11 protein-coding genes and 2 pseudogenes are annotated in these 19,586 nt (G+C 43.3%); 11 read left to right on the forward strand and 2 right to left on the reverse strand.

The window, feature by feature from the left end:
• Positions 1-106: 106 nt before the first annotated feature.
• Both FTU09_RS12185 and FTU09_RS12190 read left to right on the forward strand, forming a co-directional pair.
• Positions 107-418 (forward strand): annotated as a pseudogene (locus FTU09_RS12185) (HNH endonuclease signature motif containing protein); the annotation flags it as partial.
• Positions 419-968: 550 nt separating this feature from the next.
• Positions 969-2,201: an ATP-binding protein gene (locus FTU09_RS12190; RefSeq protein ID WP_160255372.1), complete on the forward strand. Its 1,233-nt coding sequence runs from the start codon at positions 969-971 to the stop codon at positions 2,199-2,201.
• 273 nt (positions 2,202-2,474) lie between these two features.
• On the opposite strand, the gene FTU09_RS12195 is transcribed toward FTU09_RS12190, so the two are convergent.
• The gene (locus FTU09_RS12195; RefSeq protein ID WP_005403805.1) at positions 2,475-2,804 is read right to left on the reverse strand and encodes a DUF4236 domain-containing protein; all 330 of its coding nucleotides are present in this window, start codon (positions 2,802-2,804) and stop codon (positions 2,475-2,477) included.
• Between the two features lie 208 nt (positions 2,805-3,012).
• Here FTU09_RS12195 and FTU09_RS12200 point away from each other — a divergent pair, with 208 nt between their 5' ends.
• Genes FTU09_RS12200 through brxL form a run of 7 tightly spaced genes read left to right on the forward strand, consistent with a single transcriptional unit; the run spans position 3,013 to position 17,146 of the window.
• Positions 3,013-3,879, forward strand: coding sequence for a WYL domain-containing protein (locus tag FTU09_RS12200; protein WP_180004198.1), 867 nt, complete (start codon positions 3,013-3,015; stop codon positions 3,877-3,879).
• Between the two features lie 10 nt (positions 3,880-3,889).
• On the forward strand, positions 3,890-4,501 hold the full coding sequence (locus FTU09_RS12205) for a DUF1819 family protein (protein ID WP_121523422.1): 612 nt from the start codon (positions 3,890-3,892) through the stop codon (positions 4,499-4,501).
• A 16-nt stretch (positions 4,502-4,517) separates the two neighbouring features.
• Positions 4,518-5,093: a DUF1788 domain-containing protein gene (locus tag FTU09_RS12210; protein ID WP_086355031.1), complete on the forward strand. Its 576-nt coding sequence runs from the start codon at positions 4,518-4,520 to the stop codon at positions 5,091-5,093.
• A gap of 40 nt (positions 5,094-5,133) precedes the next feature.
• Entirely contained in the window at positions 5,134-8,814 is a 3,681-nt protein-coding gene (gene brxC, locus FTU09_RS12215; RefSeq protein WP_180004195.1) for a BREX system P-loop protein BrxC, read from the forward strand.
• 46 nt (positions 8,815-8,860) lie between these two features.
• Entirely contained in the window at positions 8,861-12,409 is a 3,549-nt protein-coding gene (pglX, locus tag FTU09_RS12220; protein ID WP_180004193.1) for a BREX-1 system adenine-specific DNA-methyltransferase PglX, read from the forward strand.
• Positions 12,410-12,452: 43 nt separating this feature from the next.
• A complete protein-coding gene (gene pglZ, locus FTU09_RS12225) occupies positions 12,453-15,077 on the forward strand; it encodes a BREX-1 system phosphatase PglZ type A (RefSeq protein WP_180080441.1) in 2,625 nt (874 codons plus the stop codon).
• A 29-nt stretch (positions 15,078-15,106) separates the two neighbouring features.
• Complete coding sequence (gene brxL / locus FTU09_RS12230; RefSeq protein WP_005021615.1) at positions 15,107-17,146, forward strand: protease Lon-related BREX system protein BrxL; 2,040 nt, start codon at positions 15,107-15,109, stop codon at positions 17,144-17,146.
• Positions 17,147-17,269: 123 nt separating this feature from the next.
• Here brxL and FTU09_RS12235 read toward each other — a convergent pair.
• Positions 17,270-17,506: pseudogene (locus tag FTU09_RS12235) on the reverse strand (hypothetical protein); the annotation flags it as partial.
• A gap of 292 nt (positions 17,507-17,798) precedes the next feature.
• Here FTU09_RS12235 and FTU09_RS12240 point away from each other — a divergent pair.
• Entirely contained in the window at positions 17,799-18,212 is a 414-nt protein-coding gene (locus tag FTU09_RS12240; RefSeq protein ID WP_257226862.1) for a cation efflux protein, CzcI-like, read from the forward strand.
• A 48-nt stretch (positions 18,213-18,260) separates the two neighbouring features.
• Entirely contained in the window at positions 18,261-19,586 is a 1,326-nt protein-coding gene (locus FTU09_RS12245; RefSeq protein ID WP_035269736.1) for a TolC family protein, read from the forward strand.

The following is a 19,586-nucleotide window of genomic DNA, read 5'->3' on the forward strand; positions in this document are numbered from 1 at the left end:
TAGGCAATTTTTCAAAATATTGTTAAGCCTTTTCTGAGCATGGTATTTTTCATGGTATTACCAATTAGCAGGAAAATAAGCCATTGAATATAAAAGATAAAAATGTCTTGTTTACAATAGAGTGGGATATGTGGAGTCGATTAGTCCAATTTCTCGGTCAAAGCCCAAGGCCTTTTCGGCATTAACCAAGAGTCTGCTTAAGCACAATTTTCTGGTGGGTAATCATAACTTTTGCCTCATTTGTGATGGATTGATCTATCTTGATTCTACTGAATCGGATCATCGGATTGCCAAAGCCGTAGGTGGGCAAGGTGTTCTAGAGAATGGTCTGCTGGTTCATCCCATCTGTAATAGGATGAAATCAGATCTGAGCCTGGAAGAGATTAGAGCGGATTTGTTTGGTGAATTACTGTATTAATCAACAGAGCGATGAGCTCATTTTTGCAGAAGTATCAATGATTAATCACATGATTTAACTTTTGATACATTCAGCCAATATGGTTATTTTTAATTCAGTCCAGAATCACAACCAGAAACTAGCTGTAGTTTCTGAATGACCGTCAAGGTCCTTAGTTTCGCCCATAGATTCCCTCTGTGGGCTTTTTTTGATCAAAAATTGTATAGATGCTCTAAAATAAACCTTTTAGCATTTCATAAGCAATTAGGATTAAGGCTGAGACCATCAGCACAACAAAAATGAGTTCCACTCTAGTTAACAACTTAGTTCCATTTACTTTTCACTTAATTTATATAGCAGTTAACTCGTAGCATAAATGACATAACATGACATGGAAAATAATCAAAAAGACAGAATTTGGATTTTGATCAGATCTGCATGTTTACATGCTTCTACAGCAGCTTTGAATGTTTCACTTAACCTTTAAACTTTTCTTAAAACTAAATATATTTACATATACATTCTAAAATTTGATAGAATTTATTAAAACTTTAGATTCTAAGTGTAAATAATGAGAAGCGCTAATATTCGACGTGATGGCTACTTAAAATTTCTGAATACATGGCAAGACCGTGATGTCATTAAAGTGCTTTCGGGTGTACGTCGCTCTGGAAAATCCACCTTATTGGCGATGTTTCAACAAGACCTAAAAGCACAGGGCGTACAAGCCGAAAACATCATTGCCATCAACTTCGAATTTATGGAATTTGAAGAACTCACCGATTACCGTAAACTACATGATTATGTATTATCCAAAGTTGATAAAAGTAAAAAAAACTATGTTTTTTTAGATGAAATTCAACATGTTACAAATTTTGAGAAAGTAGTCGACTCTTTATATGTTCGGGATTATATCGATTTATATATTACAGGCTCAAATGCATTCTTTCTAAGTGGAGAACTTGCGACTTTACTTACAGGACGCTATATAGAGCAACATGTTTTACCCCTTTCATTCCAAGAATTTAAACAGTGGCATATTGAAAATAATCCGATCATCCAACAATTATCAAATCGTGATTTGTATGCCATGTATACGCGCAGTAGTTTCCCTTATACGCTTGCCATGACTAGCCAGCAGGAAACTTATGATTACTTGCAAGCGGTCTATGCCAGTGTAATGTTTAAAGATGTTATTCCACGTTTGAATACTGCCGATATTAACTCTCTCGAGCGTGTCACAAGATATTTGGCAAGCGTGACAGGCTCAGCTATTTCCATCAATAAAATTAAAAATACCTTTGTTTCAAGTGGGGTTAAAATTTCATTTGAAACAGTAAAACGCTATATTCAGGGCTTACAGGACAGTTTGTTATTTTATAGTGCCGCACAATTTAAAGTACGCGGGCGTGAGTTATTACAATCCTCTGAAAAATACTATTTAGTTGATGTCGGATTGCGCCGGATTATGTTGCCTGATGCTAATGCTGATCAAGGTCATATCTTAGAAAATGTGATTTATCTTGAGCTTGTCAGACGAGGTTATACGGTCTATGTAGGGCGGGTTGATGAATATGAAATTGATTTTGTTGCTGTCGATACTTTACAGAATTTAACTTATTATCAGGTGGCATTAGAAACGCTCAATGAGGAGACACTCAGCCGAGAGTTACGTCCATTACAGAAAATTTCTGATTCGTATCCCAAGTATTTGCTTACATTAGACACGATAGGGACTGAAGCGAATTATAATGGTATTGTAAAAATGAGTGCTCTCGATTGGTTGCTATCTGAAAATAAGTAAAGTTGAGGGTAGACATGGATACTATTATTTATTAATTAAAACTCAAAGACTTTTCAGCATTAACCAAGAGTGTGATCAAGCATAATTTCTGCTCCAATTGTGATGGATCGATTTACCTCGACTCGATTGAGTCAGACTATCATGATTGAGCCAGAGTCGCTTACTGAAAGTAGCGAGAATTGCGCTGGAGTTTCTGAAGGATATTAATTCCTTAGTTTGCCCATTCATCCATCTGGGCATTTTTTTTTTGATTAAAATACAATGCGGTTCTTGCTAAAAAATGACGGCACCCACCATAAAACACAATATTCCAAAAATAATCCAAGGCCATATCTTTGCCTTCGGTTGTTCTAAATTCTGAGGATTATATTCCGTGTGTTCTAGCGATGTCGGTTGTGGAACACGGGTCTTTTTAGAGTAAGGTTGGTGTTTAGAGTAAGATAGTCCCGTACCTGGAATGCCGACACTGGTTCGCGTACCTTTTTTCCCAATATTTAGAGAAGCACCAGGTTTGCCAATGCTGGCACTGCTGATGCCTTTATGGGTCAGATTAATTTTAAAACCCGGGAATAATTTAATACTTTTACGAAATCTAAAACCCATATTTCTCTCATTCTAAAACTTAGCTCAATTCACGCGCTATACCAGGATCCATGATCTGCTAGAGATCGTACTTTGACGGCTATCATCAGGATACTAGTATATTTTTTATCTGATGATTGCAATACTACCTTTAAATACCGTCAAAAATATTTACTGTATATTTGCTGTAGGGTAATCTTAAAGCTGCTATTTATTGACTGATTGGTATATGACGACAGATAAGCATGAAGTGCTTCTTCGAATGCGAGCCATCGAGTTGCTTGCTTACTGGGAAGGTCGTTTGGTTACCAATCGTTTGATGAGCTGGTTTGGGCTCAGTCGACAGCAGGCTTCTGCGGATATCAAGCGTTACAATACGCTGTATAACCCCGATGCCTTGATTCATGACCCCTCCGTCAAGGGTTATGTGCCTAAGGCCAGCTTCCAGCCTGTACTGACTACAGCGCATATCAATGAATATCTCAATATGCTCTCGGGCTTGGTCAGTGAATCGCATGCCCTTATTGCGATGCCAGAACCGAATCTTACAGCAGTTCAATTACCTGATCGCAGTGTACGTCCTGAAGTGATTCGGGAAGTTTTGCGTGCCTGCCGCAACCAAAGTACTTTAAAAATGATTTATGCCTCGATGCAGAATCCGCAGTGGCATGAACGCATCATTTCCCCACACACCCTGGTGTATACCGGTTTTCGCTGGCATGTCCGTGCCTATTGCCATCAGAGCAAGCAGTTTAAGGACTTTTTACTCTCCAGAATTGATCGCACACCTGTTGTGATGGCGATTGAGTCAGTAGGCCCTGCTCAGGATCAGCAATGGCATGAAGAAATTGTACTGACGCTGATCCCTAATCCAAAATTGAACTCATCACAACAAGCGCTGGTCGAAAAAGACTTCGGCATGCCTGATGGCAGATTACAGATTCCGGTGAAAAAAGCCCTGGCTCACTATACTTTGCAGCGATATCAGGCCGCGATCACGCTGGCTGAGGCGGATGATGCCTTGAAATATCCCTTGGTACTACAACGCTCAGATATCGAAAAGCTGTCGTCTTACCTGTTTGATCAGGCGTCATAGGAGATTGGCTATGTTAGAACAATTTCATTATGACAGTGACCTGATTGGCGGTTCCCTGATGGTGCGTGAAAGCCGGCTGATCGCGGATCTGTTATTACGAGAAGCGACTCCAGAACAATGGCATCAGGCCATTCAGATTGACAATATTCTGCAAAAAAGAACGCCTGCTTCAGCCCAACGTAACGCCACTGCCATTCGTAAGCGTCTTGAGCGCTTAGAGCCTGATTTCTGGAAAGCTTTGCGGGATGGGGATGATGAGCTGGCGACTCAGGTGGCTTTTTGTGGGGCACTGGAACGCAACCTGTTGCTGCTTGAGTTTATGGAAACGGTGATGAGGGATGCCTATATCTCCCAGGCGCAATACTTGGACAGTTATATCTGGTCAGATTTTTTGGATGAACGCTCACAACGTGATCCGGATATCTGTGATTGGAAAGAGTCCAGCAAGAAAAAAATGGGGCAGGTGGTGTTTCGCATGCTGGCAGAAGCCGGTTATTTAAAAAGTACCCGTAAGCTGGAGTTGCAGCGCGTGATCGTCAGAGCAGAGCTGCGTAGCCTGTTGGAAGAACATTATAAACAACGCATTAAAAGATCTATGGAAGTGTCGGTATGGACGCGTTAGTTGTAGAGGGGCAGCAATGAGTCAAACAATACATGAGCGTCTGAACCAGATTCCAGAGCGAATACTTTCAACCGAGTTTCTCACTGGACAAGGATTGGGCAATGAAATTGGCTTCTGGATTTTTGATTATGCACCTGAAGATGAGTTGAAGGTGCGCGAATATCTGCATTTTCTAGACGGGATGCTGGAGAAAAAACACAGTCAGCTGAAGGTGGTGAATATCAACCTGCTGCAAGCCGTGGTGGATTATCTGTCTGAGCGTAACTTCATCGATAAAGCCATTCAAATGCAAAAAGCCAAAGGCGATGAGGCGCTGCTCAAAGCGCTGAAAGGCCCACTGCATATGGATAAGTTCGCGCCCTATCTGGTGAGTAAATATGCCACCAATGCACAAGATATTGTGTTGATGACTGGGGTAGGGTCGGTTTGGCCACTGTTACGTGCCCATCACTTATTGAACAGTTTGCATTCGTTACTGGGGCATAAGCCAGTGGTGCTGTTTTACCCAGGTTATTACGACGGTCAAGCGATGAGTTTATTTGGAAAAATTCCAAGCAATAATTACTACAGAGCATTCAGATTAGTGCCTTAACACGGCAAATAGAAATAAGAATTCGGGGGAATGGATTGAGATGAACATTAAAGAACTTTTTTATAAGCCATTAGATCGTGCGATTAACGGGGTCGTAAAAGCAGACCAGAATGACAATACTACGGTTTATCAGGAACTCGATGAGTATGTGGTCACCAATGAACTGGAAAAGCATTTTCGGGACTTTTTCCAGTCTTATGGCACAGACCTGAGCGATCCTTCGATTGCCAACCGTGTCGGCGTATGGATTTCAGGCTTCTTTGGTTCAGGTAAATCACATTTCCTGAAAACCTTGTCGTATATTCTGGCCAATAAAGTGGTACGTGATGCGCAAGGTAACGAGCGTAGCGCCGCAGAATTCTTTGATGAAACTAAAATCCGCGATGCATTTATCCGTGCCGATATTGGCAAGGCCGTTAGCCATCATGCCGATGTCATCCTGTTTAACATTGACAGTAAAGCCAGTTCCAATGACGATGGCAATCCGATCCTGAATGTGTTTTTACGTGTGTTTAACGAGTATCAGGGTTTTAGTGCTGACCATCCACATATTGCCCATATGGAACGTCACCTGAGCCAGAAAGGGGTGTATGAACGCTTTAAACAGGCGTTTGAGGAATCCAGCGGCATGTCTTGGCTAGAAGAACGTGACGGATATCAGTTCTATCAGGATGATGTCGAAACTGCGATTTCTCAGGCACTGAATCTATCAGCAGAAGCTGCACACAAGTGGTTTGAGGATTCTGAGCAGACCTTTAGTGTTTCGGTTGAAAACTTCTGTCAGTGGGTGAAAGAATACCTGGACAGCAAAGGACCCCAGCAACGCATGTTGTTCTTGGTCGATGAAGTGGGGCAGTTTATTGGCAGCGATACCCGCTTGATGCTGACATTGCAAACCATTACTGAAAACCTGGGTACGATCTGTAAAGGCCGCGCTTGGATTATCGTCACCTCACAGGCAGACATCGATGCTGTTTTAGGTGAGATGTCTTCTTCCAAAGCCAATGACTTCTCCAAGATTGCTGGTCGTTTTAAAACCCGGTTATCACTGTCCAGTTCCAATACCGATGAAGTCATCCAGAAACGTTTATTACGTAAAACCCCAGAAGCAGAAGCATTGCTCAGATCAGTGTTTGAGCAAAAGGGCGATATCTTAAAAAATCAGATTACCTTTGACCGTTCAGGCCCAACCCTAAAGAACTATGAGGGGCCAGACAGCTTTATCCATAACTATCCTTTTGCGCCGTACCATTTTCAGCTGGTACAAAAAGTATTTGAAGAAATCCGTAAGGTCGGTGCGACCGGTGCACACCTGGCCTATGGTGAACGGTCCATGTTGGATGCGTTCCAGATGGCCGCGAATGCGATTGCTACAGATGAAGTCGGTGCCCTGGTTCCTTTCCACCGCTTCTATACTTCAGTGGAAGGATTTCTGGATACAGCAGTGAAGCGTACCATCGACCAGGCAGGGCAGAATAAGACCCTGGATGGTTTTGATGTGCAGATGCTGCGTACCCTGTTCATGATCCGCTATGTCGATATCATCAAAGGTACGCTGGATAACCTGGTGACTTTGTCGATTGAGAAAATTGATGAAGATAAGCTGGCATTGCGCAAGCGGATTGAAGAGAGCCTGCAGCGTCTGGAAAAAGAGAGCCTGATTACTAGGAATGGTGATGAGTTCCTGTTCCTAACCAATGAAGAGCGGGATATTACCCGAAAAATTAAAGCCACAGACTTAGCGGCTTCAGAAGAAAATAAAGAGTTAGCCAACCTGATCTTTAAAGATTTACTGCGCGATCAGAACAAATACCGCCATCAAGCCAACAAGATGGACTATCAGATTGGTCGTTTTCTGGATGGTCATAGCCTGGATGGCAAGTATGAGAGCGATTTGAAAGTTGAAATCATTTCTCCGCTGGATACGGAATACAACCTCTATACTGAAGCTTACTGTATTGGTAAAAGTACTCAGGCCGAAGGACAAGTCCTGTTTAAACTGGCAGACGATAAACAGTTCTTTAATGAACTGCGCACCTGGCTGAAAACCAATAAATTTATTCGGTTAAATGATGATGGCACTCAGTCCGATATCACCCGTATCCTGGCAGACCGTGGCCGTGAGAACCAGGAGCGTAAAAAACGCCTGCGTGTCCGGGTCGAAGAAATGTTGCTGGACGCGGAAAGTTATGCCTTGGGTCAACATCTACAACTTTCATCTTCAAGTCCAACCACCAAGCTGGATGAGGCTTGTCGTTATTTGCTGGAAAACACTTATACCAAACTGAGCTATCTGCAGGTCTATCAGCAGGATGCCTGGCGTGAACTGAACGCCGTCTTGACTGTGGATGATATGGCGCAGCTCGGATTGTCTCTGGATGGCGGTCAGAGCAATCCCAAAGCCCTACAGGAAGTGGAGCAGTACATTGCACTACGGGCCACCGGTACAGAGCGTATTCTGGTGTCAGATGTGGTGGATCGTTTTGCCAAACGTCCTTATGGCTGGCCAGATGCCGAGATTTTACTGTTGGTGGGTCAGCTGGCTGCGATGGGGCGGATTTCACTACAGTTAAATGGCGGCAGCTTACAGTTAAAAGATGCCTTTGAGCCTTTACAAAACAGCCGCCGTCGCCGTGATGTGTCGATCATTAAAAAACGCCAGACTGATGATCAGGTATTGAAACAGGCACGCCAACTCACCCAAGAACTGTTCTCGGCGATGGGACCAGCGACTGAGAAAGAGCTATTTGAATTCTATTTGCAGCATCTTAAGACTTGGTTAGCCAACTTTAAGTCGTATAAGAGTAAAACTGATGTTGGGCAGTTCCCGGGTAAGAAAGTGATTGAAAAGTCTATTCTGACTTTGGAACGTCTGCTGGCGAATAGCGACAGCTTCGATTTCTTTAAGGCCGTGGTCGAGAACAAGGACGACTATCTGGATCTGGAAGAAGATTATCGTGATATTCATGAATTCTTCAGCAACCAGATGCCAAGCTGGCAACAACTGCAACAGGCCTTACGTCATTTTGAGAAAAACAAACAGGCGCTGGGCAGTGATGAGGTGGCAAAAAAAGCCCTCTCTGAATTACATCGCATTTCCACCCTTGAATCGCCCTATGGTCTGTTAAATAAAGTGGCTGATTTGGTTCGTACAGTGGAAAGCGTCAATGAGCAATTGTTGACTGAGAAGCGCAATCAGGCGATAGAACACATTGATGACAAGATCAAACAGTTAGAAGCCGAGATTAAAAACAGTGGTATTGCCACCGCTGAGCTGAGTAACAAGCTATTACGCCCACTACAACTGCTGAAAACGGATATTGAAGTGGAAACTAGCCTGTCCACCATCTATATGTTGCAAACTCAAACCAGCGTCGAGCGTTTTGATGAAGCCTTGTATGAGTTGGAAAGCGAAGTTCAGGCGGAAATCCAGCGTCAGGCCAAAGCGGCACAACTGGCTCAGAGCAAAGCCGAGAGTGTGGCGAGTTCAGCAACTACAGCCAGCCCAGTTACATCAACACCTGCTGCGAGTCCGGTACAGTCTGTGACAGCCGTAGTGCCACCGAAACCTGTTGTCGAAGTTGATGTCGCCAGCATTTACAGCAAAAGCTCAAGTAGTGTCTATCTGGAAACAGAAGAATCAGTGGATCAGTTTGTAGACGCACTCAAAGCTGAACTGAAAAAAATCGTGAGTGATAAAAAGCGTGTGCGTATCCGCTAACTCGGGTTAGGGATATCGGCATCAGTCATTAATTAAAGGTTTAAAGATGAATACCAGTAATATTAAAAAATACGCACCGCAAGCACGAAATGATTTTATCGCAGCGATGCGCAAGCAAGCCGCTAAATATGGCATCACCGCAGACCGCATTTTACCGGCAGAACAGAAAGGGGACTTGCTGCTGATTGGCGATCAGGTTTTTCCGCTATCAGTCATGAAACCACGTGAGAAGCTGATCAAGCGCATTCAAACCAGCAGTTTTGAGCAGACGATTGATTATATCGCTTATAGCTGGTTTAACCGTCTCTGTGCCATTCGCTACATGGAATGCAAAGGCTTACTGGATCATGGTCGCCGTGTGCTGAGCAGTGCCGATGGTAGTGCAGGCTTGCCGCAGATTCTGGAAGAATGTCTGGACATTGAGCTACCGGGTTTAGATGCCAGCCGTGTGGCTGAACTCAAGCTGGATGGCAATAAAGACGAAGAACTCTATCGTGAATTGTTACTGGCGCAGTGTCATGCGTTGAATCAGGTGATGCCACTCCTGTTCGAACAGGTGTCTGATGAGTCAGAACTGTTATTACCGGATAACCTGACCAAAACCGATTCGTTGATCCGTGATCTGGTCAGCAGTATTCCAGAAGAAGACTGGTCGGATGTGCAGATTATTGGCTGGCTGTATCAGTTCTATATTTCTGAAAAGAAAGACCAGGTGATTGGTAAAGTTGTCAAAAGTGAAGATATCCCTGCCGCGACACAATTATTCACCCCAAACTGGATTGTGAAATACCTGGTACAGAACAGTGTTGGTCGTCTATGGATGATGGCACAGCCAGAAAGTATGCTTGCCAGTGGGTGGGAATACTATATTCAGCCGGCTGAGCAAAGCGATGAAGTCAATGCACAGTTAAAACAGCTGATTGATGTACGGATCAGTGAAGATGGCGATAGCTTAAACCCTGAAAGCATTACGGTACTGGATCCGGCCTGTGGTTCGGGGCATATTCTGGTGGAAGCCTACGATTGCTTAAAAGCGATTTATTTGGAACGTGGTTACCGCAGTCGTGATATTCCACGTTTGATTCTGGAAAACAACCTGTACGGGATTGATATTGATACCCGTGCCGCGCAGTTAGCCAGTTTTGCGCTATTGATGAAAGCGCGTGAGGATGACCGCCGTTTATTTAGCAATCCACCGAAGCTGAATATTATTGCGCTACAAGACAGTCAGGATTTAGATGCAGATCAAATCTGGAAAGATCTCAACTTAAACCAAGCATGGCAAAAAGGCAGTCATGTCGATCTGTTTGGCAATGATCAAAAGGATTTAAGCAGTCCTGAAAATGACGAACGTTTTAAGCTGATTCAGGAAGTTTTAGCTAAGTTTAAAGAAGCCTCAACTTTTGGTTCTTTAATTTGTATGGATAGCCCAGAACAAGATTTTATCGATTTGCAAAATACCTTAGAAGGCTTGGTTATTGAGGGCGATACCTTACAGAAAGCCGCTGCTAAAAAATTATTGCCTTTGGTTATACAAGCAAAACTTTTAGCGAAAAAATATGATGCTGTAATCGCTAACCCGCCGTATATGGGTGCGAATACAATTACAAACTTAAAAGAATTCGCTAAAGATTACTATCCTGATAGTAAATCAGACCTCTTTGCCATGTTTATAGAACGTGGTTTCGATTTTTGTAAAGAATCTGGTGCTAGTAGTATGGTAACAATGCAGGGATGGATGTTTTTAACATCATATCAAAACATGCGGGAAAAATTACTTCTAAATCATTCAATTTGGACTATGGCTCATTTGGGAGCCCGAGCTTTTCCAGAGATATCAGGCGAAGTTGTACAGACTGTAGCATTCGTAGGTCAAAAAAAACATATAGGGGGTGTAAAGCCGGCTTTCTTCAGATTAGTAGATAAAAATCATGAGGAAAAACAATACCTATTAAAAAATAATTTAAATCGCTTTGATACAACCATTCAAGAAGATTTCCAAAAAATACCATGTAGTCCTATAGCATATTGGGTAGGTAATTCTATACGTGATAATTTTGAGAAAATGCCAGCATTAGCGGATATAGCTAATGCTAAAAGTGGACTAACAAGCGGAGATAAACCTAGGTTTGTAAGAGAGTGGTATGAAGTCAATCATACTAAGATCAATTTTGTAGCCAAAAATAATCAAATTAATTTAAATAAATGGTTCCCACATAATGATGGTGGTACTGCAAGAAAATGGTATGGAAACAGAAATCATATTATTAATTGGGAAAAAAATGGATTTGCAATTAAACAGCAGCGTAATTCTACCATTCGAAATCCATCATATTATTTTAAAGCTGGCGTAACCTGGACAGATATTTCGAGTTCTTTTTTTTGTGCAAGATTAGTAGATGAAGGCTTTATATTTGAAAATACAGGTTCTATGGTTTTTTCAAATAATTTAATAACAACATTAGGTTTATTAAATTCAAAAGTTGTTTTCTACTATATGAATCTTATGAATCCTACCTTACATTTTGGAGTTGGCGAAATAAATAAACTTCCATTTGATGTACAAGCAGCTAATGAAGAAAATATTAAGGTTTGTGTTCAATTATCTAAATATGATTGGGACTCCTACGAAACCTCATGGGACTTTACCCAAAACCCCATTATTCGTAGCCAACAGCCAAACTTAGAACTAGCGTTTAACACATGGCAACAGCAAAATACTGACGCCGTGGCTGAAATGAAACGCTTGGAAGAAGAAAACAATAAGCTGTTTATTGATGCTTATGGTTTACAGGATGAACTTACACCAGACGTACCAGATGAACAGATCACTTTAACTCGTGCCGACCGTGAAAAAGACAGCCAGCGTTTAGTCTCTTATGCACTTGGCTGCATGATGGGGCGTTATAGTCTGGATGAACCAGGTCTGATCTATGCCCATGCAGGTAATCAAGACTTTGATGCTAGCCGTTATCAAACATTCCCGGCAGATGCTGACGGTATTATTCCATTGACCGAAATGCACTGGTTTGAAGATGATGCAACGCACCGTATTCGAGAGTTCTTAACTGCCGTTTGGGGGAAAGAGACACTGGATGCCAATATGCAGTGGCTCGCAGAAAGCTTAGATAAAAAAGCCAGTGAAACGGCTGAAGACACCATTCGCCGTTACCTCGCCAGCAAGTTCTATAAAGATCACATGCAGACCTATAAAAAGCGCCCGATCTACTGGCTATTCAGCAGTGGTAAACAGGGGGCTTTCCAGGCGTTGGTGTATTTGCATCGTTATAACGAAAGCACCTTGGCGCGTATGCGTACCGAATATGTTATGCCACTGATTTCCAAAATGTCCGCCTATGCTAATTCTCTGGAAACAGCAAAAGAAAGCAGTGACTCTGCGGCTGAAATCAAACGCATCGAGAAAAAACTGCAAGACTTGCATAAGCAACAGGCTGAACTCAGTACTTTTGAAGAAAAGCTGCGTCATTATGCCGATCAGCGTATTACGTTAGATCTGGATGATGGGGTGAAAGTCAATTATGGCAAGTTTGGGGACTTGTTGGCTGAAGTCAAAGCGATTACGGGGGAGAAATGATGAATGCTTTTTCTCCGGTACTAGACCTTGATGAGGTCGTTGCATGAATTTAAGTCAACTACAACAAGGTCTGGAACAAGCCTTTTATATTGAACAGCACCGGATTGTCTTCTGGTACGATGCGGAACAGTCCTTTAGCGAAGAAGTAAAGGCGTTAAAACTGAATGATGTTCATATTCTGAATATGGCAGAAGAATCCAGCCTTGCGATTAAGCTTAAACTGGAACTTGAGGATCAGCAGGGCAAATACTTGCTGTATTTTCCAAGTCCTGAGCCTGAAACTGAAAAAGACTGGTTACTGGACATCAAGCTCTATTCACGCATCTTCTATGCCGATCGTTTCTCGATTATTTTCAATGAGCTTGGGCTACAGCAACAAAGTTTAAGAGAACATCTGGCCAAACGTGAAGAGTTCCTCAAAGCCAAAGCCCGTCTGAGCGCATTAAAACGTTATACCCAGCCTGATGCAGATGAACAGAATCTGGATATGGCCATGATTGCAGCTGTGGTCAAGGCCGACAGTGCCGAACTCATGCATATCGTTCTGGCACTGGCAGATGAAATGGTACAGCAGAACCTGGCTCTGGAAGTCAATCCAGACTCCTTTGCTGAACTGGAAAAATTCCAACTGGTGCCAGCTTTGGTCACCGCATTACAGGCGGAAATTGGTTATCCAGCATCGGTTGAAGAATTGAATGGGGAAGCACCATTCAAGCTCGGTACGTTCTTTATCCGTTTGATGACTACAGGTTTCTGTGAAAGCCTGGGCGATATACCGCTATGGGCTCAAGAACTGGTGATGTCATCCGTCAGCTCCCGTGCGACGGCTAGAGCCTTTTTGTCGCGCTGGAGAGACAGTTCTAAATACTACCCAACCTTCGATACGCTTTCCCAGACCGTGGCGAATGCACTGCGGATCCAGGAGAGGGTCGGGGCCTTTGATCTGGGGCAGCTGCTGGATGTCATGACCTTTGAAGTGATTGAACAAAAGATCATTGTTGATTTGGCCAGTCATATCCCTGCAGCAACCAAAGCTGAACTGGAACATTTCAGAACGATTATTTCTACCCGTCTGGATGGCTATTGGGCTTCCAAACATAAGGATGATGCAACCCGCCGTAAATATCGCACTGTCTATACAGCGTTGCAGGCAGCCATTGACCTGTTCAGTCTGCGACTGCTGTTTGATTCTGGGTTCTATTTCGACTCCAGCGAAGCCTTGTATAAAGCCTACGAGCAGGAGCTGTATCGCTTTGATATGGCATATCGCCACTATAGTGCTGCTTCTCAACGCGCTCATGTCGATATCCTGAAAAAACTCGATGAAGAAGTCGAAAATTGCTATTCCTACTGGTTTATTGACCACTTGGCACGCAACTGGGGCGAGCGTGTAGAAGCTGAGCAACGCTTGAATGTCTGGAAAGTGGCAGATATCCCAAATCAGCAGAACTTCTACGATACTCACGTCAGACCCTTACTCAATTCTGCAACGAAACGCCGTATTGTGGTGATCATCAGTGATGCTTTCCGCTATGAAGCTGCGGTAGAGCTGCGCGATCGTATCAATGAAAAGCGTTATTCCGAAGCGACCTTGTCTTCACAGCTGGGCGTTGTCCCAAGTTACACCACACTTGGCATGGCTTCGTTGTTGCCGCATCAGACTTTGGAGTACAAAGAGGCCGCAGGGGATGATGTTTTAGTAGATGGACAGTCCAGCAAAGGAACTGCTGCACGATCCAAAATTCTGGCTGCCTATAATGGATTGGCAGTAACCGCTGAAACGGTAAAAGGCTGGTCGCGTGATGAAGGCCGTGAAGCACTCAAAGACCATGATCTGATTTACGTTTATCACAACGTGATTGATGCTCGGGGAGACAGTGCCTCGACAGAATCAGAAACCTTTATGGCGGTGGAACACGCCATTGAAGAACTGACCGAACTTAGCCGCAAAATCTTGATGCATTTCAATATTTCTACCCTGTTGATCACAGCCGACCATGGCTTCTTGTTCCAGCAAAGTAAACTAGAATCTGCGGATCGTTCAAGCTTGACTGAAAAACCTGCCAATACATTGAAAAGCAAAAAACGCTATGTGATTGGGCATGGTTTACCAGAGAGCAAAGAAGCATGGAAAGGCTCAACCCAAGCTACGGCAAGCACACGATCTGCGACTGATTTCTGGATTCCAAAAGGGGCGAACCGTTTCCATTTTGTAGGAGGCTCACGTTTCGTGCATGGTGGCATCATGCCTCAGGAAATCGTAGTGCCTGTACTAACGGTAAAACAGCTGCGTGGTGAAAAGGCTGGACAGCGGACCAAGCGTAAAGTTGAGGTCATTTCTACCAAATCCACGCTGAAGATGGTCAATAACATCCAGAAGTTTGATTTGATGCAAACCGAAGCTGTCAGTGAGCTGGTCATGCCAGTGACCCTGTCGATTGCCATTTATGATGGGGATATCAAAGTATCTAGTGAAGAAACCTTGACCTTTGATAGCAGTACCGACTCTGTTGCCGATCGGGTCAAACAGGTCAGACTGTCATTATCTGGCACTGATTTTGACCGTAAGAAAGATTACTTCCTGGTACTGAAGGACAAAGACCTGAATATCGAAATGCAGCGCTATAAGGTCACCATTGATCTGGCATTTACCGATGACTTCTTCTGATAACGAATTAACGATAGAGCGTAGCCTACATGGAATCTGCTAACGATAAAGAACTGGATCAGCTGCTGAATGAACACTTTGCCGGGCGGGTGGTACGTAAGGATCTGACTAAACTGATCAAAGAAGGGGCCAATGTCCCGGTCTATGTACTCGAATACCTGCTGGGGATGTACTGTGCCTCGGATGATCCAGAGATCATTGAACAGGGACTACGTAACGTAAAGACCGTACTGGCTGAGAATTATGTCCGACCGGATGAAGCTGAGAAGGTGAAATCCCTGGTCCGTGAACGTGGCAGTTATAAGGTCATTGATCGGGTGACCGTAAAGCTGAATGAGCGTAAGGACAAATACGAAGCCTCCTTTAGTAATCTGGGTATCAAAGATGCCGAAATCTCGGCAGGCATCGTTAAAGAGTATGAAAAATTACTAGTTGGTGGTATCTGGGTCATTGCTACGCTCAGTTATTATTTTGAAGAAGGACAGACTAGTTCTCCATTTGGGGTGAGTTTACTCAAGCCGATTCAAATGCCGAATATGAATATGGATGAACTCTTCAGTGGCAGAGCAGCATTAAGCACTGATCAGTGGCGCGAGAGTTTAATCCGTTCGATCGGCATGGAACCGGCTTCGTTAAAAGAGGACGTGCAATGGCACCTATTAGCGCGTATGGTTCCGTTCGTTGAAAATAACTATAACGTCTGTGAACTTGGACCACGCGGTACCGGGAAAAGCCATATTTACAAAGAGTGTTCACCGAATAGTATTTTAGTCTCCGGTGGACAAACGACTGTCGCCAACCTGTTCTATAACATGAGTAGCCGCCGTATTGGTCTGGTGGGGTTGTGGGATGTGGTGGCCTTTGATGAAGTTGCCGGTATTTCCTTTAAGGACAAAGATGGCGTTCAGATCATGAAAGACTATATGGCCTCAGGATCTTTTGCCCGTGGTCGTGAACAGATGGAAGCCTCAGCTTCGATGGTTTTTGTGGGTAATATTAACCAAAGCGTCGAATCGTTGGTAAAAACCAGCCATCTCTTGGCACCTTTCCCTGAAGCCATGATCGATTCGGCATTCTTCGATCGTTTTCATGCCTATATTCCAGGTTGGGAAATTCCAAAAATGCGTCCGGAATTCTTTACCAACCGTTATGGTCTAATCGTTGATTATCTGGCTGAATTCTTCCGGGAAATGCGTAAGCGTAGTTTTGCGGATGCCATTGAGAAGTACTTCAAACTCGGAAATAACCTGAATCAGCGCGATGTGATTGCCGTTCGCAAGACGGTTTCTGGATTGATGAAGTTGCTCTACCCACACGGTCAGTTTAATAAAGAAGATGTACGCCAGTGTCTGGAATATGCGCTGCAGGTACGCCGTCGGGTCAAAGAGCAGCTGAAGAAAATTGGTGGTATGGAATTCTATGACGTTCATTTCAGCTATATCGACAATGACACCTTAGAAGAACATTTTGTCTCAGTCAAAGAGCAGGGTGGTGGCGGACTGATTCCCGAAGGTCCAGCCAAGCCAGGTTTCTTATATACCATCGGGCTCAGTAATAAAGGCATGCCGGGGTTATACCGCTTAGAACTTCAAGTGACCAAAGGTTCTGGAAAATTGGCGACATCAGGCTTATGGAATTCAAGCAGTGCCAAGGAGCAGGTCAAGATCGCATTTGACTACTTCAAGGCCAATGCATCCAGAATATCGGGTGGCAGTAAGGTGCTGGAACATGACTTCCACTTACATGTGGTTGAATTACAGAATACCGGGCCGCTCAGCCATCTTGCTCTGCCAAGTTTAGTGGCTTTCGCTTCTGGCCTCTTAGGACGATCGGTTCAAAGTCAGATGGTGGTACTGGGTGATATGAGCTTGGGTGGTTCAGTGACACCGGTGGAAAGTATTGCCGAATGTCTGCAAGTTGCTTTTGATGCGGGTGCCAAGAAGGTTGCTTTGCCAATGAGTAGTGCGGCAGATATCCCAACGATTCCTGTGGAACTGTTTACCAAGTTCCAGACCAGCTTTTATGCAGATCCGGTAGATGCTGTGTTTAAGGGGCTAGGGGTGGATTAATTTCATATCTGTCTGGAAGAGTTACAGTAGATTGTTTTAAATTCAGTTTCTCAAGTTAAACACCATGTTGTAAAAGCATAATACTGCCTCTTTTAAAGAGCTAGTATTTTAGGGGGGATTACCCTTCATTTTTTCTTGATCAGATATCTGTTGTACTTTGACAGGATTTTGTTGATCTAAATATTTTTGATACCAAACACGCAATGTTTCAGGAGTACAACCGATTTTAGGATCAATAGCTGTGATTGCTGCCCAAGTAGAAGGATAATCTTTTTCAGATTCAATCAATAATTGAACCGCTCTTTCTCTGATTTCAGGGGGCAATTTTACTTTGCCATTTGTAAGGTAAAAGGGGTCAATTTTAGAATGCCGTTGACAATGTATCGCCTTTTGAGTTTGAAGCAATGTACAATGATAAGATTAACCCGTTAGGTCAGGTGGCCTAACTTAAATAAAAAGTCTCCGACAAACCCGGTACGGTTCACTATCTATTGTTATTCTTACCTGAAATTGATGTGAGCTTATAGAGACAAGGTAAATTTGCAAAAGTGCCGGCTATTCAGTGTTCATTGAATGTTTAATTTAATTTATTAAGCTTGACCTTGGAGTGGCTCTAAGCCTTATACTTGGTACAAATTTTTCGATTGTTATGATGATGCGTTCTACTACATGGATTACAGTCTTGGTTGGATTGTTCATGTTCCAAAGCTTTTGGAATGTGGCGGCGGCCTTTTGTGTCCATGAACAACAGCCTCAATCACAGCAGAGTTATCATTTTGGTCATCACCAAAATACCTTGTGTGCCAGCGATAGTCGTCAACACGATCATAATGGACAGTCAGAAAACATAAAAACATTCAGTAGCGATTTAGAAATCGGTGAAGATCATCAAGATCATCTACCATCGATGACGCATTTGATTGTACAAAATGAAAAAGTAGATGTGTTTCCTCCAAGCTCTGAAGTTAAAGTGAATCCACAATTTCATTGGAAAAACAGCTATCAGGCTCCTGACCTGTTTCAACAAAGCCCACCTCCCGAATTTTCCCCGCTCATGGTGGGGTAGCCTAAAACATTCCCACCACTTTTATTATTTAAATAAGTGGGAAAAATCATGTCTTCACAATCAATTATACTCTTGCGTCATAGCTTGGTTGCTTGTATATGTGCAGCGGCTATGCAATATAGCTATGCTGAAAACGTTACCAGCTTTGAATCCGCTTTAGCAAAAGTACAAAGTTACCAGACTCAAGACAAGCTGTGGCAACAAGTTCAGCAAATATCTGAATTGAATATTCAGCAAAGTCGGTTATGGCAGAATCCAAGTATAAGTTTAGAACAGTCTGGCTTTGGCTCAGGTCAAGAACAGGAATTCAATGTTGGCGTTAGTCAACCTCTAGATCTATTTGGTCAGCGTAAGCTGAACCGGGTGATTGCCAATACCTCGAATCAACAAATCCAATTGCAACAGCAATTATGGAAGGCACAAAGCCAACTGATTGTTAAATTTGCATGGTCGCAATTTGCACTTGCTGAGGTTGAGCAGTCTGCTTATTCAGTACAGTTAAAAACAAGTAAAGCCAATCTGGACAGTGCCCAGAAACGCTATCAGGCAGGCAGTATTGCCCTGGTTGATTTTGAGCGTACCCAAATTGAAGCGCTAGAAATCCAACGACTTTATCAGCAAGCGATGCTGAATAAACAAGCTGCCGGTCGTCAGCTGTCTAATTTGTGGGGGGGAGAAACATCTTCACATCTTCAATTGAATAAAACCGCTATCCCTTGGCCAGAGCAAAGTCTCCAAACTGTGCAACGGTATATTGCTGAAGGGTGGCTAGAAAAATTCTATGCCTTGAACATTCAGCAATCGGATCATCAAATTGAAAATTTAAGAATTCAGGCACGTCCCAATCCGACTTTAAATGTAGGCATGAAACGTAGCAAAACCCCTAATGAAAGCAACGATACGACTTTGGCAATCGGCGTGGCTATTCCACTGAATATTTTCAACCGCCAGCAATATGCGATCCCGATGGTCCAGCAACAGCAAATATTGCTGAACCAACAGCAGCAGCGTGAGCTGAAGCAACAAATACTCAATATTGCCAACAGCATGCATCAGCTCAAAGGTTTACGTAGCCAGTTCGATGCCACAACAGCACAAGTTACTTTGGCGACCAAAGTTCAGAGCCGTACTTTACAAGGGTTTCAGGCAGGGAAACTGTCCATTACCGACGTTCAGCAAGCAACCACCCAACTGCAGAATCTTCGATTGGGTCAATTACAAATTCTACGTCAAGCTTGGCAAACTGCCCTCGCAGCTGAGGCACTCAGTATTGGCACAAGTTATGAAGAAATTAGCCGTTCGGATGCCTATACACAACTGAATAAAAAGGCAGTCGAAGCATCGCAAAATTTAATCAATGGGGGAGCACGATAA

The organism is Acinetobacter sp. YH12058 (genome assembly GCF_013419805.1).
Taxonomy (GTDB): Bacteria; Pseudomonadota; Gammaproteobacteria; order Pseudomonadales; family Moraxellaceae; genus Acinetobacter; species Acinetobacter towneri.

Coding starts and splice junctions, on each gene's coding strand:
- FTU09_RS12190 (WP_160255372.1), top strand. CDS start 969: ATGAGAAGCGCTAATATTCGACGTGATGGCTACTTAAAATTTCTGAAT.
- FTU09_RS12195 (WP_005403805.1), bottom strand. CDS start 2,804: ATGGGTTTTAGATTTCGTAAAAGTATTAAATTATTCCCGGGTTTTAAA.
- FTU09_RS12200 (WP_180004198.1), top strand. CDS start 3,013: ATGACGACAGATAAGCATGAAGTGCTTCTTCGAATGCGAGCCATCGAG.
- FTU09_RS12205 (WP_121523422.1), top strand. CDS start 3,890: ATGTTAGAACAATTTCATTATGACAGTGACCTGATTGGCGGTTCCCTG.
- FTU09_RS12210 (WP_086355031.1), top strand. CDS start 4,518: ATGAGTCAAACAATACATGAGCGTCTGAACCAGATTCCAGAGCGAATA.
- brxC (WP_180004195.1), top strand. CDS start 5,134: ATGAACATTAAAGAACTTTTTTATAAGCCATTAGATCGTGCGATTAAC.
- pglX (WP_180004193.1), top strand. CDS start 8,861: ATGAATACCAGTAATATTAAAAAATACGCACCGCAAGCACGAAATGAT.
- pglZ (WP_180080441.1), top strand. CDS start 12,453: ATGAATTTAAGTCAACTACAACAAGGTCTGGAACAAGCCTTTTATATT.
- brxL (WP_005021615.1), top strand. CDS start 15,107: ATGGAATCTGCTAACGATAAAGAACTGGATCAGCTGCTGAATGAACAC.
- FTU09_RS12240 (WP_257226862.1), top strand. CDS start 17,799: ATGATGCGTTCTACTACATGGATTACAGTCTTGGTTGGATTGTTCATG.
- FTU09_RS12245 (WP_035269736.1), top strand. CDS start 18,261: ATGTCTTCACAATCAATTATACTCTTGCGTCATAGCTTGGTTGCTTGT.